General features: G+C 69.8%; 18 protein-coding genes. 12 read left to right on the top strand and 6 right to left on the bottom strand.

Going from position 1 to position 23616, the window contains the following annotated elements:
* Window positions 1–279 precede the first annotated feature (279 nt).
* The 5 genes from AB4Z27_RS11665 to AB4Z27_RS11645 all read left to right on the top strand — a co-directional run bounded on the left by AB4Z27_RS11665 (window position 280) and on the right by AB4Z27_RS11645 (window position 9305).
* Entirely contained in the window at window positions 280–3024 is a 2745-nt protein-coding gene (locus AB4Z27_RS11665; RefSeq protein ID WP_255370923.1) for a diguanylate cyclase, read from the top strand.
* Between the two features lie 423 nt (window positions 3025–3447).
* Complete coding sequence (locus AB4Z27_RS11660) at window positions 3448–4758, top strand: dicarboxylate/amino acid:cation symporter (RefSeq protein ID WP_441591841.1); 1311 nt, start codon at window positions 3448–3450, stop codon at window positions 4756–4758.
* Window positions 4759–4965: 207 nt separating this feature from the next.
* On the top strand, window positions 4966–6888 hold the full coding sequence (locus AB4Z27_RS11655; protein WP_441644517.1) for a sensor histidine kinase: 1923 nt from the start codon (window positions 4966–4968) through the stop codon (window positions 6886–6888).
* A 31-nt stretch (window positions 6889–6919) separates the two neighbouring features.
* Window positions 6920–8239, top strand: a complete 1320-nt coding sequence (locus tag AB4Z27_RS11650; protein ID WP_441644535.1) for a sigma-54-dependent transcriptional regulator — start codon at window positions 6920–6922, stop codon at window positions 8237–8239.
* Window positions 8240–8705: 466 nt separating this feature from the next.
* The gene (locus AB4Z27_RS11645) at window positions 8706–9305 is read left to right on the top strand and encodes a helix-turn-helix domain-containing protein (RefSeq protein ID WP_092298228.1); all 600 of its coding nucleotides are present in this window, start codon (window positions 8706–8708) and stop codon (window positions 9303–9305) included.
* Between the two features lie 96 nt (window positions 9306–9401).
* On the opposite strand, the gene AB4Z27_RS11640 is transcribed toward AB4Z27_RS11645, so the two are convergent.
* Together AB4Z27_RS11640 and AB4Z27_RS11635 are read right to left on the bottom strand one after the other, a co-directional pair.
* Window positions 9402–10451, bottom strand: a complete 1050-nt coding sequence (locus AB4Z27_RS11640; protein ID WP_441644516.1) for an ornithine cyclodeaminase — start codon at window positions 10449–10451, stop codon at window positions 9402–9404.
* A gap of 13 nt (window positions 10452–10464) precedes the next feature.
* A complete protein-coding gene (locus AB4Z27_RS11635) occupies window positions 10465–11343 on the bottom strand; it encodes a dimethylarginine dimethylaminohydrolase family protein (RefSeq protein ID WP_092298225.1) in 879 nt (292 codons plus the stop codon).
* A 143-nt stretch (window positions 11344–11486) separates the two neighbouring features.
* Between AB4Z27_RS11635 and AB4Z27_RS11630 the strand changes: the two genes are divergently transcribed.
* Window positions 11487–11915 (top strand): Lrp/AsnC family transcriptional regulator, encoded by a 429-nt coding sequence (locus tag AB4Z27_RS11630; RefSeq protein ID WP_441644515.1) that lies wholly within the window; start codon window positions 11487–11489, stop codon window positions 11913–11915.
* On the opposite strand, the gene AB4Z27_RS11625 is transcribed toward AB4Z27_RS11630, so the two are convergent.
* Window positions 11903–13708, bottom strand: a complete 1806-nt coding sequence (locus AB4Z27_RS11625) for a chloride channel protein (protein ID WP_441644514.1) — start codon at window positions 13706–13708, stop codon at window positions 11903–11905. The two genes, AB4Z27_RS11630 and AB4Z27_RS11625, sit on opposite strands and share 13 nt — an antisense overlap.
* A gap of 108 nt (window positions 13709–13816) precedes the next feature.
* Here AB4Z27_RS11625 and AB4Z27_RS11620 point away from each other — a divergent pair, with 108 nt between their 5' ends.
* From AB4Z27_RS11620 to AB4Z27_RS11595, 6 genes are all read left to right on the top strand, one after another.
* Window positions 13817–14947, top strand: a complete 1131-nt coding sequence (locus tag AB4Z27_RS11620) for an HPP family protein (protein WP_092298217.1) — start codon at window positions 13817–13819, stop codon at window positions 14945–14947.
* Window positions 14948–15218: 271 nt separating this feature from the next.
* A complete protein-coding gene (locus AB4Z27_RS11615; protein ID WP_441591833.1) occupies window positions 15219–16322 on the top strand; it encodes an AI-2E family transporter in 1104 nt (367 codons plus the stop codon).
* Window positions 16319–17011, top strand: coding sequence for a paraquat-inducible protein A (locus tag AB4Z27_RS11610; RefSeq protein ID WP_092298211.1), 693 nt, complete (start codon window positions 16319–16321; stop codon window positions 17009–17011). The genes AB4Z27_RS11615 and AB4Z27_RS11610 overlap by 4 nt, the downstream gene beginning before the upstream one ends.
* On the top strand, window positions 17008–17688 hold the full coding sequence (locus AB4Z27_RS11605) for a paraquat-inducible protein A (protein ID WP_441644513.1): 681 nt from the start codon (window positions 17008–17010) through the stop codon (window positions 17686–17688). The genes AB4Z27_RS11610 and AB4Z27_RS11605 overlap by 4 nt, the downstream gene beginning before the upstream one ends.
* Window positions 17675–19327, top strand: coding sequence for a PqiB family protein (locus AB4Z27_RS11600; protein WP_092298205.1), 1653 nt, complete (start codon window positions 17675–17677; stop codon window positions 19325–19327). Before AB4Z27_RS11605 ends, AB4Z27_RS11600 begins: the two co-directional genes overlap by 14 nt.
* Window positions 19324–19929, top strand: coding sequence for a PqiC family protein (locus AB4Z27_RS11595; protein WP_092298202.1), 606 nt, complete (start codon window positions 19324–19326; stop codon window positions 19927–19929). The genes AB4Z27_RS11600 and AB4Z27_RS11595 overlap by 4 nt, the downstream gene beginning before the upstream one ends.
* A 14-nt stretch (window positions 19930–19943) precedes the next feature.
* Here AB4Z27_RS11595 and AB4Z27_RS11590 read toward each other — a convergent pair whose 3' ends face one another.
* The 3 genes from AB4Z27_RS11590 to AB4Z27_RS11580 are packed head-to-tail and all read right to left on the bottom strand — an operon-like array spanning window position 19944 to window position 23458.
* On the bottom strand, window positions 19944–20495 hold the full coding sequence (locus AB4Z27_RS11590; RefSeq protein WP_092298200.1) for a nucleoside 2-deoxyribosyltransferase: 552 nt from the start codon (window positions 20493–20495) through the stop codon (window positions 19944–19946).
* Window positions 20496–20552: 57 nt separating this feature from the next.
* The gene (locus AB4Z27_RS11585) at window positions 20553–21380 is read right to left on the bottom strand and encodes a tetratricopeptide repeat protein (RefSeq protein ID WP_441591830.1); all 828 of its coding nucleotides are present in this window, start codon (window positions 21378–21380) and stop codon (window positions 20553–20555) included.
* Window positions 21380–23458, bottom strand: coding sequence for a bifunctional 2',3'-cyclic-nucleotide 2'-phosphodiesterase/3'-nucleotidase (locus tag AB4Z27_RS11580; protein ID WP_441644512.1), 2079 nt, complete (start codon window positions 23456–23458; stop codon window positions 21380–21382). The genes AB4Z27_RS11585 and AB4Z27_RS11580 overlap by 1 nt, the downstream gene beginning before the upstream one ends.
* Window positions 23459–23616: the final 158 nt, after the last annotated feature.

Raw genomic sequence — 23616 nt, 5'->3', positions numbered from 1 at the left:
CCCGGCCTGATTGCAGCCGGATCGGGGCGCGGATTCTGTGCGCGATGATACAGACGCCGACCGCCCGCGGCATCGGGTCTTCCCCACCCCCTACCAAAAAATGCGCCCGAGCGCCAGCCCCAACAACGCCCCGCCATGCCCCGTATCTCGGGGCTCGTCCGCCCCGCAGAACGACTACATTGCGCCATACGCTGGGCAGGGGTGCGACCGTTGCACCGGCACCCGCCGTACCCCCGACCGCCTCCTGATGCACAGGGGCAGCCATCGACAACACAAGACATGACGCCAGAGACGGCCGCGAACCCCCTCCAACCCCCGCCCCCGGCGGCTGCCCCCTGGCGGCGGCGGCTGCAGGGCGCGCTGCTGGCACTGTGCACGCTCGCCGGGGTGGCGGCCATCTGGGCCGGCCACGAACTGCTGGTCTCGGCCGCGCTGGTGGCGATCTTCCCGGCCTGCATCGCCTTCATGAGCGCGCAGAATCGCAAGAGCCGCGCCAACCTGCGCAGCAGCGAGCAGCGCTTCCGGCAGGCGCTGGAGCATTCGGCCATCGGCATGGCGCTGGTCGGGCTGGACGGGCGCTGGCAACTGGTGAACCGCGCCATGTGCGAGCTGCTCGGGTACACGCCCGAGGAGTTCCGGGAGATTCCGTTCCAGCGGATGACCCACCCGGAYGACCTGGACGCCGACCTGCGCCAGCTGGAACGCCTGACCGCCGGCGAGATCGACGCCTATCGCATGGAAAAGCGCTACCGCCACAAGGACGGCCGCTACCGCTGGGCGCTGCTGGCCGTGTCGATGGTGCGCAACCAGCAGACCGGCCAGCCGGACCATTACATCGCCCAGATCGAGGATATCCACAGCCGCAAGCTGGACCACGAGCGCATGGAACAACTGGCACGCCGCATGGAACTGGCCGTGGAAGCCGGCGGCGTGGGCATCTGGGARTGGGATTTCACCAACGCCACCATCACSTGGGACGCCCGCATGCACGCGCTGCACGGCACCTCGGTGGAGCTGGGCGCGCCCACGCTGGCGCAGTGGATCGCCATGCTGCACCCCGAGGACGTGAGCCGGGTCAGCACCGAGATGCGCCAGGCGATTCGCGGCGTGCATCGCTTCGACACCGAATACCGCGTGGTCTGCCCCACCGGCGAGGTGCGCCACGTGCGCGCCATGGCCATGGTCTCGCACCACGACGATGAGGACGACGACGATGGCGGCGGCGGCGCCAGCGCAGGCACCCCCACGCGCCGCGGCATGACGCGCGCCCTGGTCGGCACGAACTGGGACATCACCGAGCAGCGCCGTCTGAACCGCGCGCTGTTCGAGGAAAAGGAGCGGCTGCACATCACCTTGCGCTCGATCGGCGACGCGGTGATCTGCACGGACCGCGTGATGCGCGTGACCTTCATGAACCCGATCGCCGAGCAGCTCACCGGCTGGAGCATGGACGCCGCGATGGGCCAGCCGCTCGAGCAGGTCTTCCGCATCGTCGATGAAATCACCGGGGTGACCATCCCCAGCCCGGTGGAGCAGTGCCTGCAAACCCTGCGCCCGGCCTACCTCCAGGAAGGCGCGGTGCTGCAAAGCCTGACCGGCGAGCGCCACGACGTGCAGGACTCCGCCGCGCCGGTGCTGACCAATGACGGCGGCGTGCTCGGCGCCGTGCTGGTGTTCCAGGACATCACGACCTCCCGGGCGCTGCAGCGCGAACTGGCCCACTCGGCCACCCACGACGCCCTGACCGGCCTGCCCAACCGCGCCTGGTTCGAAAAGCGCCTGCGCGAGTCCTGCGAGGCCGCCCGGCTGCACGGCCACCGCGCCGCGCTGTGCTTTATCGATCTGGACCGCTTCAAGATCGTCAACGACACCGCCGGCCACGGCGCCGGCGACGTGCTGCTGCGCGAACTGGGCTACGTGATCCGCCACCACGTGCGCCCGGACGACCTGCTCGCCCGGCTGGGCGGCGACGAATTCGCGCTGCTGCTCAAGGACTGCTCGGTGGACCAAGCCGAGCACGTGTGCCAGAAGGTCATCGACGCCGTGCGCGAGCGCCGCTTCCCGTGGGAAGGCCGCGTCTACGACGTGGGCGCGAGCATCGGCATCGCCGCCATCGACGCGGACACCCCGCCGGTAGGCGAGCTGATGAGCCGCGCCGACGTGGCCTGCTACGCCGCCAAGGCYGCCGGYCGCAACCGGGTCTCGGTCTACCGGCGCGATGAAAGCGACGCGCGGCGCCATCACCGCGAGCTGGARGTRGCCGCCGGCATCCATTCGGCCCTCGACGCCAACCGCTTCCGCCTCTACGCCCAGGAGATCCGCTCGCTGCGCGAGGGCGAGCAGGGCCGGCACGTCGAGATCCTGGTCCGCATGGTCGATGAGCAAGGCGCGCTGATCATGCCCGGCGCGTTCATCCCGGCCGCCGAACGCTACGACCTGATGGGTCACATCGACCGCTGGGTGATCCGCAACGTGCTGCACCAGTACGGGCGGCGGCTGGCGGCGGTGCCGGGGCTGTCGGTGTCGATCAACCTGTCGGCCAACTCGCTGGGCGAGCCCTTCCTGCTGCCCTTCCTGCACGACGCCCTGCGCGACTCCGTGCTCCCCGCCAACCGCATCCGGCTGGAGATCACCGAGACCGCGCTGATCAACAACATGACCGCCGCCAGCCGGCTGGTGGCCGAGATGCGCAGCACCGGCTGCACCGTGGCGCTGGACGACTTCGGCGCCGGCCTTTCGTCGTTTTCCTATCTGAAGCAGTTCCCGGTGGACTACCTCAAGATCGACGGCAGCTTTATCCGCAACCTCACCGGCAGCGTGGTGGACCGCGAGATCGTCAGTTCGATCAACGACATCGGCCACCGGCTGGGCGTGCAGACCGTGGCCGAGTCCGTGGAGGACGAGGAAACGCTGGGCACGCTGCGCGCGATCGGCGTGGACTACGCCCAGGGCTATGTGATCGGCCGGCCGGTGCCGGTGGAGCAGTTGCTCGAGGCGTGGGAGCACGAGGCGGACGCGGCCTGACCTGTTAACGGCGACACCGCAAACCACGCCCAGGCGCACATCGACACCACCGTTTCTCCCTCTCCCCTCAGCGGGAGAGGGCCGGGGAGAGGGGTGGTCTAGCAAGCGACCACACACAGCGGGGCCCTCGGTGTGCTCCAGCGCGCAGGCTTCGGCCAGCGCCGGCCCTCTCCCCCAACCCCTCTCCCGCAAGCGGGCGAGGGGAGCAAAACATCACATGGCCGTTCGGATTCCCGAACGGCCTTCCCACCCATCCGTCCGGATTCCCGAACGCCGCGCCGCCAGCGCGCGTAAATTTCCTTTCTATTCATCGACTTACCCCCTCCCCCAGGCGCCGCCGCGCTGGCACGCCTCGTGCACACCTAGGCGCCGCTGTCAGGGCGCGACGCCTACGTGCCCGACCCCAAGGAGGATGTACTGACGATGACAATGAAGCGACTGCCCACACTGATCTTCATCGCGATGCTGCTCGGCGTTCTGGCCGGCACCGCTGCCCACCACCTGGCGCCCGACGCCGCCACCGCGAAATCGATCGCGGACCACTTCGCCATCCTCACCGACATCTTCATGCGGATGATCAAGATGATCATCGGCCCGCTGGTGTTCGCCACGCTGGTCGCCGGCATCGCCGGCATGGGCGACGGCAAGGCCGTCGGCCGCATCGGCCTGAAGGCGATGGCCTGGTTCCTGGGCGCCTCGATCACCTCGCTGCTGCTGGGTCTGGTGATGGCCAACCTGCTGGCGCCGGGCCACGGCATGAACCTGCCGCTGCCAGCCGCGGACGCCGCCTCGAACCTGAAGACCGGGGCGCTGAACCTGCGCGAGTTCATCGCGCACATGTTCCCCAAGAGCTTCGTGGAGGCCATGGCCACCAACGAGATCCTGCAGATCGTGGTGTTCTCGCTGTTCTTCGGCTTCGCGCTCGGCACGCTCAAGGACGGCATCGGCAAGCCGGTGCTGCAGGGCGTGGACGGCCTCGGCCACGTCATGCTGAAGGTCACCAACTACGTGATGGCGTTCGCGCCGGCTGGCGTGTTCGGCGCCGTGGCCGCCGTGATCACGGCGCAGGGCCTGGGCGTGTTGACCGTCTACGCCAAGCTGCTGGGCAGCCTGTACCTGTCGCTGGCCCTGCTCTGGGTGGCGCTGATCGCCGGCGGCTACTACTTCCTGGGAAGTGACATCTTCCGCCTGATCCGCCAGCTCCGTGCGCCGCTGATGATCGGCTTCGCCACGGCCAGCAGCGAATCGGCCTACCCGAAGGTGATCGAGCAGCTCACGCGCTTCGGCGTGAAGCCGCGCATCACCGGCTTCGTACTGCCGCTCGGCTACTCGTTCAACCTGGACGGCTCCATCATGTACACCTCGTTCGCCGCGCTGTTCGTGGCGCAGGTGTACGGCATCCAGCTCTCGCTCACGCAGCAGATCACCATGCTGCTGGTGCTGCTGGTGACCAGCAAGGGCATCGCGGGCGTGCCGCGCGCCTCGCTGGTGGTGGTGGCCGCCGTGCTGCCGATGTTCGGCCTGCCTGAGGCCGGCATCCTGCTCGTGTTGGGGATCGATCACATCCTGGACATGGGCCGTACCGTCACCAATGTGCTGGGCAATGCCATTGCCACGACCGTCGTCGCCAAAAGCGAAGGCGCGATCGGCGCGCCGGATCTCTCCGACGAGGACGACACCTCGGCGGACAGCAACACCGGCCTGACACCCGCTCAGGCGCTGGCCAGCAAGTAAGCCGGCCAGGCGTGCCAGGGCCCGGTTGCCGATCAGGCGGCCGGGCCTTTTTGCGTTTACCGGGACGTCTGACCTGTCCGATTTGGCCGGCACTTGCATGGGGTGTGGTAAAACGTGGGCCTCGCCGCGGATCCGGCCCGCACCGCGCCAGCAGCATGCGGCGTCGGCGTCACCCGACGGCTGTGCATCCGCCTCACAGAATTCCTCATGACCGGCCCCCTGTCCTCCGCCGAAACCGGCCTCGCTCCTGGCGGGGGCGGCGGCACCTCGCSCTGGCGCCGCGCCGCGCCGATCGTCGCCCTGCTGGCCCTGGCCGCGCTGGTGACGGCCGCGGGCTGGCTCGGCTATCGCTTTACCTATGACACCGCGCTGAACCGCCAGGCCGAACGTGGCCAGGTGCAGATGCGCCTGTACGCCCAGGCGCTGGAGAGCGAACTGGCCCGTTTCGACTACGTGCCGAGCCTGCTCTCGCTCGATGCCCGCATCGAGGGGCTGCTGCGCCAGCCGGGCAACYCCGAGCGCGTGGCCGCCGCCAACGCCTACCTCGCCGCGCTGAACGGCCGGGCCGGCACCCGCGTGGTCTATATCCTCGACGCGCGCGGCAARGTCCTCGCGACCAGCAATTTCCAGCGTCCCGACAGCTATCTCGGCGAAGACCTGAGCTTCCGCCCCTACTTCCGCAGCGCCATCGAAGGCCAGCTCGGCCGCTTCTACGGCGTGGGCACCACGCGCAGCGAGTCTGGCTACTACCTCTCCGCCCCGCTGGGCGACCGTGACAAGCCGGTGGGCGTGGCGGTGGTCAAGATCGGCCTGGAGCCGCTCGAGAACCGCTGGCAGGGCAACGACAGCCAGATGCTGCTGAGCGACGAGAACGGCGTGGTGATCCTCGCTTCGGACCCGTCCTGGAAGCTGGCCGCCACGCGGCCGCTGGCGCCGGCCCAGCGCGAGAAGCTGGACCGCTCGCTCCAGTACAACCGCGCCCCGCTGCCCCCGCTGGCGCTGACCACGGTGCGCGAACTCGGCCCCGGCCCCAGCGAGGGCGGCGACGCCCTGGTACGGCTGCGCCAGGGCCCGCCGATGCTGGCCCAGCACCTGGCCCTGCCCGGCACCGACTGGAACCTGACCCTGCTGACCAATACCTCGCAGGCCCGCGTGGCCGCGCTCAACAGCGCGGCGCTGGCCGGCGTGCTGGCGGCGTTCGTGCTGCTGCTCGGGGCGGCCTGGAACGTGCGGCGGCGCATCGTCAGCGAGCGGCTGGCGGCGCGCACGGCGCTGGAGGCGGCCAACAGCGAACTCGAACGCAAGGTGGCCGAACGCACCGCCGACCTCTTCGCCGCGAACCAGCAACTGCATGCCGAAGTGGCCGAACGCACCCGCACCGAGACCTTCCTGCGCCAGGCGCAGGACGGGTTGATGCAGGCCGGCAAGCTCGCGGCGGTGGGCCAGATGTCGGCCGGCATCGCCCATGAACTGAACCAGCCGCTCGCGGCGCTGCGCACGCTCTCGGGCAACACCGGCAAGTTCCTCGAACGCGGCGACCACGCCACGGCGCAGGAAAACCTCGGCAAGATCATCGGGCTGGTGGACCGCATGGGGCGCATCACGGGCGCGCTGAAGTCCTTCGCGCGCAACCCGTCGGTGGGCCAGCGCGGCACGGCCCGCCTGGCCGAGGCAGTGGACAACGCGCTGTTCCTGCTGGAGACGCGCATCGCGGCGGTGGCGCCGGCCATCGAGCGCGACATCGACCCCCATCTGATGGTGGCCTGCGACCCGAACCGGCTCGAGCAGGTGCTCGTCAACCTCGTCGGCAATGCACTCGATGCAATGACCGCGATGGGCGGCCGCGCCGCGCCCCGGCTCTCGCTGCACGCCTACCAGAGCGGCGGGCTGGTGCACCTGACCGTGCGCGACAGCGGCCCGGGGCTGTCCGAGGCGGCCTTCGCGCGGCTGTTCGAGCCGTTCTTCACGACCAAGCCGGCTGGCGAGGGGCTGGGCCTCGGCCTGACGCTGTCCGCCGGCATCCTGAACGAGAACGGCGGCACGCTGACCGCGATCAACCATCCCGAAGGCGGCGCCTGCTTTACGCTCGCCCTGCCCGAGGCCGGGCCGGAGGCGCGGCATGTCGGCTGAGGTGCAGCAGCCGGACGCCATGACGGCTGGCATGACGACGATGACGGTGATGATCGTCGAGGACGACCCGGACGTGCGGCTCGGCTGCGAGCAGGCGCTGCGGCTCGAAGGCATGGCCACGCGCGGCGTGCCCAGCGCCGAGGCCGCGCTGCGCGAGGTGCAGGCCGGCTACGCCGGCATCGTCGTCAGCGACATCCACCTGCCCGGCGCCGACGGCATGGCGCTGCTGCGCGAGCTGATGACGCGCGACGCCGCGCTGCCGRTCATCATGATCACCGGTCACGGCGACGTGTCGCTGGCCGTGCAGGCGATGAAACAAGGCGCGTACGACTTCCTCGAGAAGCCGTTCTCGCCCGAGCGGCTGGTGGCCACGTGCCGCCGCGCGCTCGACAAGCGCCGGCTGGCGCTGGAAGTGGCCGAGCTGCGCGCGCGGCTGGCCGGGCGCGAGACGCTGTCCGCCCGGCTGATCGGCGACTCCCCGGCCATCGGCCGGCTGCGCCAGATGATTGCCGACCTGGCCGACACCGCCGCCAACGTGCTGATCCACGGCGAGACCGGCACCGGCAAGGAGCTGGTGGCGCGCTGCCTGCACGAAGCCAGCGGCCGGCGGGCGCGCCATTTCGTGCCGATCAACTGCGGCGGCCTGCCCGAACAGCTGTTCGAATCGGAGATCTTCGGCCACGAGGCCGGCTCGTTCACGGGCGCCGCGCGGCGCCGCATCGGCAAGATCGAGCATGCCGACGGCGGCACGCTATTCCTCGACGAGATCGAGAGCATGCCGATGCCGATGCAGATCAAGCTGCTGCGCGTGCTGCAGGAGCGCGTGGTGGAGCGGCTGGGCTCCAACCTGCCGGTGCCGGTGAACGCACGCGTGGTGGCGGCGACCAAGGCGGACCTGCGCGCGCTGGCGGATGCCGGCCAGTTCCGCGCCGACCTGTACTACCGSCTGAACGTGGTGACGCTGGCCCTGCCGCCGCTGCGCGAGCGGCGCGAGGACGTGCCGCAGCTMTTCGAGCATTTCGTCGCCCAGGCCGCGCTGCGCTTCGAGCGCGAGGCCGTGCCGGCCACAGCGGCCGAGCTGGCCCGGCTGGTGGCCTACCCCTGGCCCGGCAATGTGCGCGAGCTGCGCAACCTGGCCGAACGCCACGTGCTCGGCCTGGGCTGCGACCCCGCCCAGGGTGGCGCCGCGCCGCACGCGCTGCCGCTCCCCCAGGCCGTGGAGCAGTTCGAGCGCGCGCTGATCGCCGATGCGCTGCGCCGYCACGAYGGCAACCTGAGCCGCGCCGGCGAGGCGCTGGGCGTGGCCAAGACCACGCTGTTCGACAAGGTGAGGAAGTACGGGCTGAACTGACCGTCACGCCGTCGACGGCAATGTATCGAATGTACGAGCGGGGGAACTGCCGCGCCTGGCACCTGTCCCTTGAGAGGTGCGCTGGGACTGGCACGCGGGCAAAAATGCCGGCGAGAATGCGAACCGGCAGCGTTGGTGCCGTCCACCGAAGCTGCCCGATGTACGTTAAACAACAAAAGTGTGACGCCAACCACGGGTTTCCCTGTGGCGGCACAGCGCGATGAAGCCATACTATTGGCATGGCGGAACCCTACCGACAGGCGGCACAGACTGCCAGGTTCCAACCGCGCGCGCGGGCACCTGAGCCCACGCACGCGTAAAAGCAACAAAGACCGGCCGGGGAGCGGGTCGCAAATGTCAGGGTCAGTAAATCCGGCAGCCCGGATCAAAACGGCGTGGCGCGTCCGAGGGTGCCACGCGGCGAGCAACTGGCGCCGTGCTGCCGATCGACACTACGGGTGATTGGATGAAACTGGATCCGGAACTGGCTGAAAAGCCCTACTACAGCACGCGGACCGCGGCAAAACTTCTCAACGTCTCGTTGGGCACCGTCCAGAAAATGGTCGAACGCGGCGAATTGGGCGCGTGGAAGACCAACGGCGGCCATCGGCGCATTCACAAGGAAACCGTCCATCGCCTGCTGGCGAGCCGCGCCACGCCTGACATGGCCGCCGAGCACGACCTCGACCTTGTGGTGTTTCACCCGAACCACCAGGAAGCGCAGCGCATCAGCGCCCAGCTGGGCAAGTGGTCGCTGCCGCTCAAGAGCCAGGTGCTCGAGGACGTGGTCGACACGGTCATCACCTCGGTCGACGCCCGGCCGCGCGTGGTGCTCTACTACGTGGAGGAGCTGAACGACGCCGAGTCGGCGACCATCGAGAAGCTCCAGAATTTCTTCGCGCGGCAACGCGTGATCTTCGCCGTGATCACCAACCGCCAGGCCTATGACGGCGTGGCCGATGCACTCCAGCAATGGGGCATCATGGTGTTCCTGAAGACGCCGTCGCTGGAAGAGATCAAGGGCTTCCTGCGCGCGCAGCTGATGATGGGGCGCGTGGGCGCCTGAGCGCAGGCTGGCTCCCCTCCTCCTTCCGGGAGAGGGGAGCAAGACCACGCGTCCGGTATTAAGTAAGAGCCCCGTACACTCCCGCTCCCCTTCCCCTCAGGCCGCCACGGCTTCCTGGCAGGACGCCATCATCCAGCCGTACAGGTCGCGCGGGTCCGGCGGCAGCGCCACGAGCGCGATCGGCCGTCCCACCCCATGCGCGCGCGCCGCAGCCTGGAGCCAGCGCAGCACGGCGTAGTCCTCCAGCGCGAATCCCACCGAATCGAAGATCGTCACATCGTCCGCCGACACCCGGCCCGGCSCGGCGCCTGACAGCACTTCCCACAACTCATGCACCGGCGCCTCGGGCCATTGCTGGATCTCGCCCTCGATGCGCGACTGCGGGGCGTAYTCCACCACGATGCGCGCGGCGTGCAGAATGTCCGCGTGCAGCTCGGTCTTGCCCGGGCAGTCGCCGCCCACGGCRTTCAGGTGCATGCCGGGGCGGATCATGTCCGGCGTGAGGATGGTGGCGTGGGTCTTGTCGGCCGTCACCGTGGTCACGATGTCGGCCCCCGCCAGCGCGGCCGAGATCGACCCCACCGGCACGATCGACAGGCCCGCCACGCCGGCAAGGTTGTGCACCAGCCGCGCGGTGGCCGCCGGGTCGATGTCGTAGGCGCGGATCTCGCGCACGCCGAGCATCGCGTGGAAGGCCAGCGACTGGAATTCGGCCTGCGCGCCGTTGCCGACCAGCGCCATCGTGCGGGCACCGGGCCGGGCCATGGCGCGCGCCGCCAGCGCCGAGGTGGCGGCCGTGCGCAGCGCCGTGGCCAGCGTCAGGTCGGCCAGCAGCAGCGGGAAGCCCGTGCGCACATCGGCCAGCATGCCGCAGGCCATCACCGTCGGCAGCGCCTGCTGCGCGTTGCCGGGATGCCCGTTGACRTACTTGAAGGCGAACTGGGCGCCGTCGCTGACCGGCATCAGCTCGATCACGCCCACCGGCGAATGGCTGGCCAGCCGCGCCGATTTCTCGAAGGCCGGCCAGCGCAGAAAGTCTTGGCGGACGTGCTCGGCGACCTCGCCGATGGCCCGGGCGACGCCGATGCGGCGCACCAGCGTGGCGGCGTCGGCGGCATCCAGGAAGGTTGTCATTTTGGCCGTCATGGCGGTCTCCTGGTCATGCGGCCACGGCGCGGCGCGCGGGCGTGCTGGTGCGATCCAGGCGCAGCGTCATGCAGTAAGCCCCGCCGCCGGAGAGCATGTACGGCGACAGGTCTACCTCGTGCAGCCGGTAGCCGCGCCGGCCCAGTTCGCCGCGCAGATGCGGCGTGGTGCGGGTCATCACCACGTGGTCGTCCAGATTGACGGCGTTGACGCTGAAGTGGCGCAGGTCGTCCTCGGTGGCCTCGATGCGCAGTGCCGCCGGCACGCGCGCGTGCAGGGTGCGCAGCGCCGCCGCCGAGAACGCGGGCGGGTAATAGAGCACCTCGCCGCCGGCCAGCGGACAGAAGCAGACGTCGAGGTGATAGCTCTGCTCGGTGGCCAGTTCCAGCGCCACCACCTCCTGTCCAAACTGCGCGCCGACGGCATCGGCGGCCTCGCGCGAGGAGCGCGGACCGAAGCCGGCCCAGAAATGGCCGCGCTGCGCGTCCCAGATGCAGTCGCCCGCCCCTTCCTGATAGCAGCCCTCGGGCAGCGTGATCACGCTGTCGAGCAGACCGCGCGCGCGCAGCGCGTCGAAGATTGCCGCGAACGGCGCTTCTTCGCCCCGGCGCTGCGGGTAGCGGAAGCGCGCCAGCACGGCCTTGCCGTCGAGCACGACCGCCGCGTTGGCCGGGAACACCATGTCGGGCTGGCCCGGCGCCCCTTCGGCCACCTCGACGGCAAACCCGGCGGCGGTCAGCGCGGCGTGGAGCGCGTCGAACGACGCCCGGGCCTGGCGATGCATGCCGCGCGGGTCGCGCGCCCAGGCCGCCGGGTCCATCCACGGGTTGATGCTGTAGGACACGTCATAGAACGTGGGGGCGATGAGGAGGATGGTCGGGCGGTCGGTCACGGGGGCTCCTTTGTCTGTTGTGGCTGCCGTGCGTGCATTGTGGTGCCCGCCCGCGCCAACAAATAGCCAGCAAGATGGACAAAATGCGCGCACGATTCGACAATTCGCCAGCATAAGGCGACAAATCGCCAGAGGAGCCCCCGATGGACGCCACYGACCRACAACTGTTGAGCCTGTTGCGCGACAACGCCCGCACGCCCGTGACGGCGCTGGCCAAGGCGCTGCGCGTCTCGCGCGCGACGGTGCAGAACCGGATCGACAAACTGGAGAAGGAAGGGCTGATCGTCGGCTACACGGTGCGACTCAAGGCCGAGGCCGAGGCCGAGCCACACCGCATCCGCGCCTGGATGACGGTGGCCGTCGAGGGCAATCGTGCCCGGCAGGTGCTGCAGGCCCTGCGCGGAGAGCCCAATGTGCAGACCCTGCATACGACCAACGGCCGCTGGGACATCATCGCCGAACTGCGCGCGGACACGCTGGAGCAGTTCGACCGCACGCTGGACCGGATCCGGCTGATCGAGGGGATCTCGGCCACCGAAACCAGCATCCTGCTGACCAGCTACAAGCTCTGACCGACCCCGCGCACCGCGCGCACTGCCCCGCGCAGCCGCTCGCGGCGGGTTTCCTCGTGCATCACATGGCCGCTCGGGGCCAGCAGGTCGCGTAGCGAGACGATGCCGACGATGCGCATCGTCRCCACGCTCTCCACCACCGGCAGGCGCGCCACGCTCAGTTCGGCCATGCGGCCGGCGGCGGCGCGGCCAGTCAGCGCGGGCAGCAGCGCGGCGGGCGCGGCATCGCCCTGCCCCGCCACCAGATCCCCGCAACGCAGCCCCGCATCGTCCCCGGCATGGGCCGCGACGATGGCCGTGCGATGGAGCATGCCGACCAGCCGGCCCGCGCGCACCACCGGGTAGGCGCGATGGGCGGCGTGGTCACCGAAGTAGCGCGGCAGGGCGTCGGCCACGGGTAGTTCGGCGTCGATGGTCACTACGTCGCGCGTCATCAGTTCGTCCACGTGGGCGCGTTCGAGCGGGTCCACGCCGTACTCCCGATAGATATGGAGCCCGCGCCGGGCGATCTTCTCGGTCATGATCGACCGCTTCATGGTCAGCACCGAGAAACCGTAGGCCACCGCCGTGGTCAGCAGCAGCGGCAGCAGCGCCTCGCTGTCGTGCGTGAGGCCGAAGGCGAAGACGATGGCGGTCAGCGGTGCGCCCAGCACGCTGCCGAGCACGCCGGCCATGCAGACCAGCGCCCAGAGCGCCGGGGAGCCGCCCGGCAACACCGGCGCCAGCACCACGCCCAGCCCGGCGCCGAGCATCAGCAGCGGCGCCAGCACGCCGCCCGAGGTACCCGAGCCCAGCGCGGCAATCCAGATCACGGCCTTGACGGCCAGCAGCGCCACGGCCACCTCCAGCGCGAGGCGGTTGTTGAGCAGGTCGCCGATCACGTCGTAGCCCACGCCCAGCGCGCGCGGCTCGAAATAGCCGCCAATGCCCACCACCAGCCCGCCGATGGCCGGCCACCACATCCAGTGCAGGCGCAGCTTGCCGAACGCGTCTTCGGTGCGATAGAGCGCCAGCGTCAGCCCCGCGCCGAGCACGCCACACAGCAGCCCGGCCAGCACGCACGAACCCAGCGCCAGTGTGCTGGCCGGCGCGGTCTGGAGCGGGAACAGCGGGCCGGCCTCGAACACGAACGGCCGCAGGAAGCCCGCCACGGCGCAGGCCAGCGCCACCGGCAGCAGGCTGCGCGGGCGCAGCTCGAACAGCAGCAGCTCGATGGCCAGCAGCACGGCGGCCACCGGCGTGCCGAAGATCGCCGTCATGCCGGCGCAGGCGCCCGCCACCAGCAGCGTCTTGCGCTCGGCGGCGGTCAGGTGCAGGTACTGGGCCAGCAGCGAGGCGATGGAGCCGCCGGTCATGATGATCGGCCCCTCGGCCCCGAACGGCCCGCCGCTGCCRATCACGATGCCGGACGACAGCGGCTTGAGCACGGCCACCTTCGGCGACATGCGGCTCTTGCCGAACAGCACCGCCTCGATGGCCTCGGGGATGCCGTGGCCGCGGATCTTGTCGCTGCCGTAGCGTGCCATCAGGCCGACGATCAGCCCGCCGATGGCCGGCACGACGATTACCCAGGGGCCCAGCGCGTGGCTGGCCGGCGAGCGCTCCGCGAAGGAGATCGTCTGGAAGAAGAACAGGTTGGTGAAGAAGCGGATCAGATTGACCAGCACGAAGGCGGCGCCGGTGCTGATCGCGCCGATGGCCAGCGCGATGCCGGCCAGCATGGGCAGGCGGCCGTTGGCGGCGTAGTCGCGTTTCTCGAACGGGACGGGGTCGGAATGTGATGAGGGAGGCATAAGGGGGGGCGGGGGCAGGGGGGCGCAGTCCGGAGGCCGGCGCAATATATCATGCGATGATATATTTGCGGACCCCCGCATTCTGAGCGCCCCTGCTCCCCGATATCGATGCCCGCCGCATTCGACACTTCCCAACCCGTTGCCAAGGCACGTGCCTGGCTGCGCACTTTCGTGCCGATGCCGATCGCCGCGAGCCTTGGCGAGCGCCTGAAAAGCTGCCTTGGCGCGCTGATCGGCCTGTTCCTGACCGAGTGGATCTGYCGCCGCTTCCTGCAGGGCTTCAACCCGTGGTTCATCGCGCCGATGGGCGCGTCGGCCGTGCTGCTGTTCGCCGTGCCGTCCAGCCCGCTGGCCCAGCCGTGGTCGATCATCGGCGGCAATCTGGTCGCCGCCACCGTGGGCGTGGCCTGCGCGCGCTGGATTCCGGACCCTGGGCTGGCGGCCGGCGTGGCCGTGGCGGGCGCCATCGCCCTGATGTTCCAGCTCCGCTGCGTGCACCCGCCCAGCGGTGCCGTCGCCGTCACAGCGGTGCTGGGCGGCCCGGCTGTGCAGGCGCTGGGCTTCGGCTTCGTGGTGATGCCGGTGGCCATCAATTCGATGCTGCTGCTGCTGGCCGCCCTCGCCTTCAACAACTTCGCCCGGCGGCGCTATCCGCATCGGCCGCCCGAGGCCGCCACGCAGCATCACACCCGCGACGTGCCGCCAAGCCAGCGCGTGGGCGTGACGCGCGCCGACCTGGACGCCGTGCTGGCCGCGCGCGGCGAGTTCCTGGACATCGAGGAAGACGATCTCGAGGCCATCATCGTGGAGGCCGAGCTGCGCGCCTATCGGCGCCGCTTTGGCGATGTGGCGTGCGGGGACATCATGTCGCGGGACGTGGTGGCCGTGCGCCCCGGCCAGGCCGCCGCGGACGCCGCCGCGCTGCTGGCGCGCCATCACATCAAGGCGCTGCCCGTGGTGGACGGCCGGCGCCGCCTGCTCGGCATCCTCACCCAGACCGACTTTTTCCGCGCCCAGCGCATGCACTCGCGCCGCGTGAACGGCACCGTGCGCGACCTGATGACCCGCGCCGTGGTCACCGCGCGCCCCGACCAGCCCATCGTAGACCTGGGCCGCGCCTTCTCCGACGGCGGGCTGCACCATGTGCCGGTGATCGACGACAACCGCTGCGTGGTCGGCATGGTCACCCAGACGGACCTCGTGGCGGCCCTGCTGCGCCGGGGCGTGACGGAGCCGTGATGGCGGCTTGAGGCGCCGGCCCTCTCCCCCGGCCCCTCTCCCAAAGGGAGAGGGGAGCCAACCACCGGCATCTCAAGCGCTATCTGGGGTCTCCCCTCGCCCGCTTGCGGGAGAGGGGCCGGGGGAGAGGGCCAGCCTCTCCACGAAGTCTCCGCCCCACATCCCGCCTCCCATTACACTCATCCAGGCCAGCGCCCCCGGCGGCGCTGTCATCGATTTCCGCTATGCTTACGGCGTTTCCGTCACACGGCCGCCCCTGGAGATCTGCCCGATGAGTTCCGGACAATTGATTGAAAAGCTCGCCGCCGTCTTCGCGCTGCTCGTGTTGATCGGCGGTTCGCTGCTGGTACTCGCCCCGTTCGCCACCGCGCTGCTGTGGGGCGCGATCCTCGCGTACGCCTCCTGGTACCCCTATACCGTACTCACGCGCTGGCTCGGCAACCGCCGCGGCATCGCCGCCCTGATCTGCGTGCTGATTTCCACGGTCATCGTGCTCGGCCCGTTCGTCTATGCCGGCGCCAGCCTCTCCGGCCATCTGGACGATCTCCAGGCGCTGGTCGAACGCTATACCCAGCACGGCATTCCCCAACTGCCCGAATGGCTCAGCAGCCTGCCCTTCGTCGGCAACCAGCTCGCCAACGCGTGGCAGGAGGTCATCACCGCCGACTCCGAGATGGTGGCCAACCTGCGCAAGCTGATCGCGCCGGTCGGCCATGTGCTGCTGGGCGCGGGCCTGTCGATTGGCGCCGGGCTGGGCCAGCTGGCGCTCTCCATCGTCCTGGCGTTCTTCTTCTATACCGGCGGCGAACTGGCCGTGCAGTGGCTGCGCGGCGGCATGCGCCGCGTGGCGGGCGAGCGCGCCGACCACCTGCTGGCGCTGGCCGGCAGCACGGTCAAGGGCGTGGTCTACGGCGTGCTCGGCACCGCCTTCATCCAGGCCGTGCTGGCCGCCATCGGCTTCTGGATTGCCGGCGTGCCCGGCGCCGCCATCCTCGGCTTCATCACCTTCTTCCTCTCCGTGGTGCCGATGGGCCCGCCGCTGATCTGGATTCCGGCCGCGCTGTGGCTCTACCACTCGGGCCACACCGGCTGGGCGATCTTCATGGTGATCTGGGGCGGCGCCGTGGTCGGCATGGCGGACAACGTGGTCAAGCCGTTGCTGATCAGCAAGGGCACCGGCCTGCCGCTGATCTGGATCATGATGGGCGTGCTGGGCGGAGCGCTGGCCTTCGGCTTCCTCGGCGTGTTCATCGGCCCGACCGTGCTGGCCGTGGCCTACGCGCTGCTGCGCGACTGGACCATCGGCACGCAGGAACGGCCGCCGATGACCGCCGTCACGGCCACGCCGCCCAAGACCCTCACTCCGGACGCATGACGCCGGCGCCGCACGCTCCTCCCGACACCCCGCAGGACCTGCCCCCGGATCTGCACCGGCTGGTGGCCTGCGAATACTGCGACGCGCTCTACGAACGCACCGCGCTGGCCCCCGGCGAGCGCGCCGCCTGCCTGCGCTGCGGCGGCCCGCTCTACCGCGAAAGCTCGCGCGCCTACCGCCGCCTGCTGCCGCTGGTGGTGACGGCGCTGATCCTGTTCCTGATCTCCAACGCCTTCCCCATCGTCGAGATGGACCTCAAGGGCGTGCGCACCCAGACCACGCTGATCGGCGCCGTGCAGGCGCTGTTCGCGGACCAGATGGCGCCGGTGGCGCTGCTGGTCTTCGCCACTACCATCCTGTTCCCGCTCTCCGAGATGCTGATGATGGGCTACCTGCTGGTGCCGATGTCGCGCCGGCAGATGCCGCCCGGGTTCGACCGCATCGTGCGCGGCATCCGCCAGACCCGGCCCTGGGGCATGATCGAGGTGTTCATGATCGGCGTGCTGGTCACGCTGGTGAAGCTGTCCACCATGGCGCAGGTGCTGCCCGGCGTGGCGCTGTGGTCGTTCGGCGCGCTGGTGATCGTGCTTGCGGCGATGCTGTCGTTCGATCCGCGCGACCTGTGGCACTACCTCGAGCCGCCCGGCGCGGACGAGGTGCCGCCCCGTGACCGGAGCCCAGCGCCATGAAGACGTTCAGGCTACCCGACAACGACGACGACGCACCGCTGCCCCAGGTGCCCACGGCCACCTCGCGCRGGCTGGTGTCCTGCCACGCCTGCGACCTGGTCAGCCCGCGTACGCTGGAAGGCCAGCCCTGCCCACGCTGCGGCGCCACGCTGCACCATCGCAAGCCGGCCAGCCTGGCGCGCACCTGGGCGTTCTTGCTGGCCGCCTATATTCTCTATATTCCCGCCAACCTGCTGCCGGTGATGGTCACGCAGTCGATCCTCGGCACCCAGCGCGACACGATCCTCTCGGGCGTGATCTACCTCTGGGTGTCCGGCTCGCACCTGCTGGCCGGCGTGGTGCTGATCGCCAGCATCGTCGTGCCGCTGCTGAAGATGATGATCCTGACGCTGCTGCTGGTCTCGGTGCACCTGCGCACGTCGTGGCGCATCCGCCAGCAGACCAGGCTGTACTGGCTGGTGGAAATCATCGGCCGCTGGTCGATGCTCGATATCTTCGTGGTGGCGCTGCTCGCCTCGCTGGTGCGCGCCGGCGCGCTCGCCACGATCATCCCGGGCGGCGGCGCGATGGCCTTCGGCGCCGTGGTCGTCCTGACCATGATGGCGTCGCTGAGCTTCGATCCGCGCCTGCTGTGGGACTCACTCGAATTGCCGGAATCCAACGATGCCCGACACTGACAACGCCGCTCCACCCCTTCCGCCCCCGCCGCCCCCCGGCGGCCTGCCCCAGCCCGCGCGGCGCAAGCCGGCGCGCTGGCTGCCCTCGCTGGTCTGGCTGATCCCGATCGTCGCCGCCGTGGTGGGCATCTCGCTGCTGATCAACACGCTGGCCTCGCGCGGGCCCGACATCACGGTGACCTTCCGCACCGCCGAGGGCCTGACGCCGGGCAAGACCGCCGTGCGCTACAAGGATGTCGATATCGGGCTGGTGAAGTCCGTGCGGCTGGCGCCGGACCGCTCGCACGTGGTGGCCATCATCGAGCTGACCAAGGATGCCGAGAACTTCGCCGTCAGCGACACGCGCTTCTGGGTGGTGCGACCGCGCTTCGCGGTCAGCGGGGTGTCCGGGCTGGAGACGCTGCTGTCCGGCGCCTATATCGGCGTGGATGCCGGCAAGTCGCAGTCCAGCACGCGCAGCTTCACCGGGCTGGAGGTGCCGCCGGTGGTCACCACCGATGCCTCSGGCCGGCAGTTCGTGCTSCGCGCGCAGGACCTGGGCTCGCTCGATATCGGCTCGCCGGTCTACTACCGCCGCGTGCAGGTGGGCCAGGTGGTGGCCTACCAGCTYGAGCCGAACGGGCGCGACATCACGCTGCGGGTGTTCGTGAACAAGCCGTACGACACGCTCGTCACCGCCGATACCCGCTTCTGGCACGCCAGCGGCGTGGACCTGAAGCTCGATGCGGGCGGGCTCAAGCTCTCCACGCAGTCGCTGGTGACGGTCCTGCTGGGCGGCGTGGCGTTCCAGTCGCCCGACAACTCCTCGGCCCGCACTGCCGCCGCCGAGAACACGCAATACCTGCTCGCCGGCGATCAGTCGGAGGCCATGAAGGAGCCTGATGAACTGGCGCCCGCGCTGGCCGTGCTCAACTTCGACCAGTCCGTGCGCGGGCTGACGCCGGGCGCGCCGGTGGACTTCCGTGGCGTGGTGGTGGGCACGGTGCGCTCCATCGGCATCGAGTACGTGCGCGACAAGAAGGCGTTCCGCATGCCGGTGGTGGTGGAGTTCTATCCGTCGCGCATGGGCTTCCGTGAACGCGACGTGGCCGACGAGGAGCGCAAGCGCGCCATCGTGCAGGGGCTGGTCAAGCGGGGCATGCGCGCGCAGCTACGTACCGGCAACCTGCTGACCGGCCAGCTCTACGTGGCGCTCGACTTCTTCCCGAAGGCGCCGCCGCCGACCGACATCGACCTCAATGCGGCGATGCCGGAACTGCCGACCACGCCGGGCACGTTCGACGCCCTGCAGGCCAAGCTGGGCGATATCGTCAACCGCATCGACAAGGTGCCGTTCGACCAGATCGGGCAGGACCTGCGCACGGCCATGGCCTCGATGAACGCGATGATGGCCTCCGCCGACAAGCTCGTGGCCCAGCTCAACGGCGACGTGGCCCCGCAGGTGCTGGCCGCGCTGCAGGACGCGCGCCGCACGCTGACGGCGGCCAACGGCACGCTGGCCTCTGACGCGCCGTTGCAGCAGGACACGCGCCGAATGCTGCAGGAACTGACGCGCACGGCTGTGTCCCTGCGCGCGCTGACCGACTACCTGGAACGCCACCCCGAGGCGCTGCTGCGCGGCAAGGCGGAGAAACCATGATGAAGCGATCTGCTGACAAGATGAGGATGGCGCCGGCCGTGCTGGCGGCKCTCGCCGCGCTGGCGGTGCTGGCAGGCTGCGCCTCGCCCGAGCCGCGCTACTACACGCTGGCGAACGGCGAAGCCACGGCGCCTGCGGCGGCCACGACTCCGATCTGGATCGAGGTGGCCCCGGTACGGGTGCCCGAGCGGCTGAACCGACCCCAACTGGTGGTGGCGGACGGCAGCGAAGGCGGGCTGAAGCTGCTCGACCTGTCGCGCTGGTCGTCGCCGCTGCCGGACGAACTGCGCGACGCGCTGTCCCAGCAGTTGCAGGCGCGGCTCGGCGCGGTGGATACCTACCAGCAGGGCTTGTCGGAAGTGACGCCGGTGTACCGCGTGACCACGGAAGTGGTGCGGCTCGATGGCGATCTGGGCCAGCGCGCTGCCGCCACCATCGCCTGGACCGTGCGCAAGCTGCCCGACGGCAAGGTGCTGAGCGGCCGCACGCAGACCGAGCTGCCCGCGCCGGGCCAGGTGGACGGCATGGTCACCGCCTACCGCCAGATCGTGGCGACCACCGCCGCCGACATCGCCGCCGGCGTGCAATCGCTGCGGCCCTGATCCTTATCTATTAGTCAGTCTTCCGGGCCGCCGGCTTCCAGCGCCTGCGCCCGGCGTGCGGCGCGGCGCCGGTCCGCCTCGCCCATCGCAGCCAGGCAGGCCTCGGCGTCGCCAGCCACCAGCCGCACGCTGCAGGCCAGCATCAGGTTCTTGGACAGGCCGAAGTCCTCCACCACGTAGCCGCGCGCATCGAGCGCCTCGCCATCGGCATCGGTGCCCACGCGCACGCGGTCCAGCAGCGTGCCGGCATCGGCCGAATAGGCCCACACCGGCTTCTGGAGCGCCACCGCGAAACCCACTTCGAACGCCGTGCCGCTGTCCGGCTCGCCCGGGCCGCGAAAGTCATCGAGATTGGCCATGACGAGGTCCGCGCGGCGGATCAGCGCGAGATTGGCCTCATAGATCCACTGCGCGGTGTCGGGGCCGGAGAGGCCGGCCGGCGCAGCCTTGTCGAGCGGATACAACCCTTCGTAGCCGTGCTGGGCGCACAGCGCCTTGAGGTGCGCGCCGTGGGCGAGCGCGTCCTTGCGGAAAACGTCGAATCCGGCGAGATAGATCGATTTCATGGGGCGTGAGGTGTGGGCATCCGTCGTGGGATGCCAGCTTACCGGATGCCAGCCACCTCAGGGGGTCAGCGCCGGGTGCCGCAGTGCGTGSGCCGCCTCGGCCATGTGCTGCCGGTACGCCTTGTCGTCGCGCGCGAGGCCGAGTTCGCCGTTGAGGTAGGCCATGGCCAGCGCCTGGAGCGCCGCCGGATGCTCGCGCTCGGCSGCGGCTTCGTACCAGTCCACGGCGCGGGCGTCGTCGCGCGGCACGCCCTCCCCGTCGCGGTAGGCGTTGGCCAGCAGGAACATGGCCTGCGCCACGCCGCCCTCGGCTGCCACGGTGAGCCAGCGCACGGCTGCCGGGGCGTCCGGCGCGCGGCCATAACCGCCCCGGCACAGCAGGCCCAGGTAGTACGCGGCGCCTGCATCGCCGGCGCGGGCGGCGGCTTCGAGGTGGGTCCAGGCGCGCGGGAGGTCCGGCTGGCGCACCGACAGTTGCCCCAGCATCGACGCCTTGCCGAGCACGAAGTGGGCGCGCACGCTGCCGCTGTCGGCGGCCAGGCGCAGCCAGCGCTCGCCATCGGCGCGCGAGAGCGCATCGGGGCGGGCCAGCAGCGTCTCGCCCAGCGCGGCGCGGGCGGCGGTCTCGCCCGCATCTGCCGCCCGAGCCAGCCGCGACAGCGCGTCGGCATCGGCGGCCATGCTGGCCATGCGCTGCCACTGCGCCAGTTCGGCCTGGCGCGCCTCGGCATGGTGGCGCCACGCGGCGGCACCGGCCACGCCGGCTGCGGCCACCGTCACCGCCACCAGCGCGGCGGCGAACAGCGGATGGGCCCGGCGGCGCCGGAAGGCGGGCGGGAAGGTGGCGGTAGCGGTGGCGGTGGCAGTGGCGGCAGCGGCGGTCATCACAGGCTCAGGTCGATCTTGTACTGCGACAGGTTCTTGTTCGCGCCATCGTCGGCCTTGTCGAGCGTGATGTTGGTCAGGCCCGCATCGACCGCCTGCTGGAGCATGCCCACGCCCGAGCTGAACACGACCTTGCCAGCCGTCGTCACTGGCGTGAAGCGCCAGCTACGCGCGCTGCCGTGCGCTGCACGCGTCACATTCGCCGCGTTCTTGATATAGGCGATCAGCACGTCGCGGTTGGCGTCCGGCGAGGCGTACACGGTCTTCGTGCCATCCAGCCCCGGGAAGTTGCCGCCACCGCTGGCGCGGTAGTTATTGGTGGCGACGATGAACGACATCGCTGCCGTGACCGGCGCGCCCTGGTAGGTCAGGTTCTTGATGCGGCTGCCCACCGGCTGGGTGACGTCGATCTCGTACTGCATGTCCGCCGAAGTGAACATGTCGAAGTTGTAGCCCGGGAAGCTGCTGATCAACTGCTGGTCCGTGGCCAGCACCGGGTTGATCTGGTTGAAGCGCTTGGCGGCCGTCTCCAGCCACGCCTTGACCTCGTCGCCATTCACCTTCACCGCGTAGGCCGTGTTCGGATACAGGTACAGGTCGGCCGCGTTGTTGATCGCCAGATTGCCGGCGGAGACGTCGGTGTAGTCGCTGCCGCCGCCGAAGCCGCTCTTGAACGGCGCGGAGACCGACAGCACCGGCAGGCTGGCCAGCGCGGGCTGGTTGGCGGTGAGGTAGTCCTTCACGTACTGGGCCTGGGCCATGTTGACGATCTGGATCGCGCCGGGGTCGCCCACATCGGCGAAATAGCTCGACATGCGGTAGTTCGTGGCGCCGATCGGCGTCTTCACGTACTGGATGGTGGCCTGGTGCTCGGTGTCGATGGCGGCTGCCACGGAGGCGTCTGCCGCCACATAGGTCTTGTCGGCGTTCTGGATCGAGCGCGCCTGGACCGTGGTGCCGGYGCGGTCCACCGACCACTTGCTGCCGTCATAGGCCAGCGCGAGGTTGATCACGCCCAGGTGCTTGCCCCAGTAGTTGGCCATCACGGTCGGCACGCCGTTGACCGTCCCCTTGACCTTGTCCACGCCGGGCAGGTTGAACTGCGGCACGGTGCTGGTGGCGTCCGGGAAGATCTGGTGCGAGTGGCCGATCAGCATGGCGTCCACGCCCGCCACCTTCGACAGGTGGTAGCTGCCGTTYTCCATRTCCGGCGAGTAGGTCGAGTTGTCCAGCCCGCCGTGGGAGATCACCACGATCAGGTCGGCGCCCCTGGCGCGCATCTCGGGGATGTACTTCTGGGCGGTTTCCACCGCGCCTTCCGTATAGACCTTGCCGTCGAGCCAGCGCTTGTCCCAGCTCAGGATGGCCGGCGGCGCGAAGGCGATGATGCCGACCTTGAGCGGCGCSGTGACCGGCTTGCCGTCCGGGCCCGTGGCGGTGACCGTCTTGGTCAGGATCGCGTAGGGCTGGAACAGCGGCGCGCGGGTCTTCACGCTGTAGACGTTCGCCAGCACCTGCGGGAACTTCGGCCCGGCGCAGACCGTCTGCGTGCCCGGCTCGGGCAGGCCATCGACATTGAAACGRCTGCCCGTGACCTGGCTCAGGTACGGCAGGCCGTAGTTGAACTCATGGTTGCCGATGCCGCCGCCGTCGTAGCCGGCGGCGTTCATCACCTTGTACATCGCCAGCGTCTCGCTGCAGGCCACCGGCTTCACCAGCGCCTGGTAGTCGGACAGCGCGGTGCCCTGGATGGTGTCGCCGTTGTCCAGCAGCAGGCTGTYCGGGAATTCCTGGCGGGCGGCCTTGATCAGCGTGGCCACGCGCTCGAAGCCGAGCGACGGGTCATCGGCCAGCTTGAAGTAGTCGTAGCTACGGACGTTGGTGTGCAGGTCGGTGGTTTCCAGCAGCGCCAGTGTGGCCTTGGTGCCGGCCGGCACCGTGGCCGCCGGGGTGCCGCCATTGCCGCCATTGTTGTTGGTGGGGCTGTCGTCGGAGCCGCACGCGGCCACGATGGCCACCGTGCCGGCCAGGAGCGCCGCGAGGGTGGCGGACTGCAGACGGGAGATGCGGTGTGACATGGTCTCGGATTCCCTTTTTGCGTGTTTTTTGTTGTGCTGCTGTGCGCTGGGGATTTTGGTGAGCCAAGGCGTCAACGCTGTGACAGTCGCGGGATGGGCCGYCTTGKGTCATTTTGTGTCGTTTACAACACATATCAGCCGACAGGACTATTCGATCC

It is taken from the genome of Cupriavidus sp. KB_39 (genome assembly GCF_052114485.1).
Classification (GTDB): domain Bacteria; phylum Pseudomonadota; class Gammaproteobacteria; order Burkholderiales; family Burkholderiaceae; genus Cupriavidus.
Note: the sequence above shows the minus strand (reverse complement) of the source record. Positions and strands in the feature narration are given on the sequence as shown.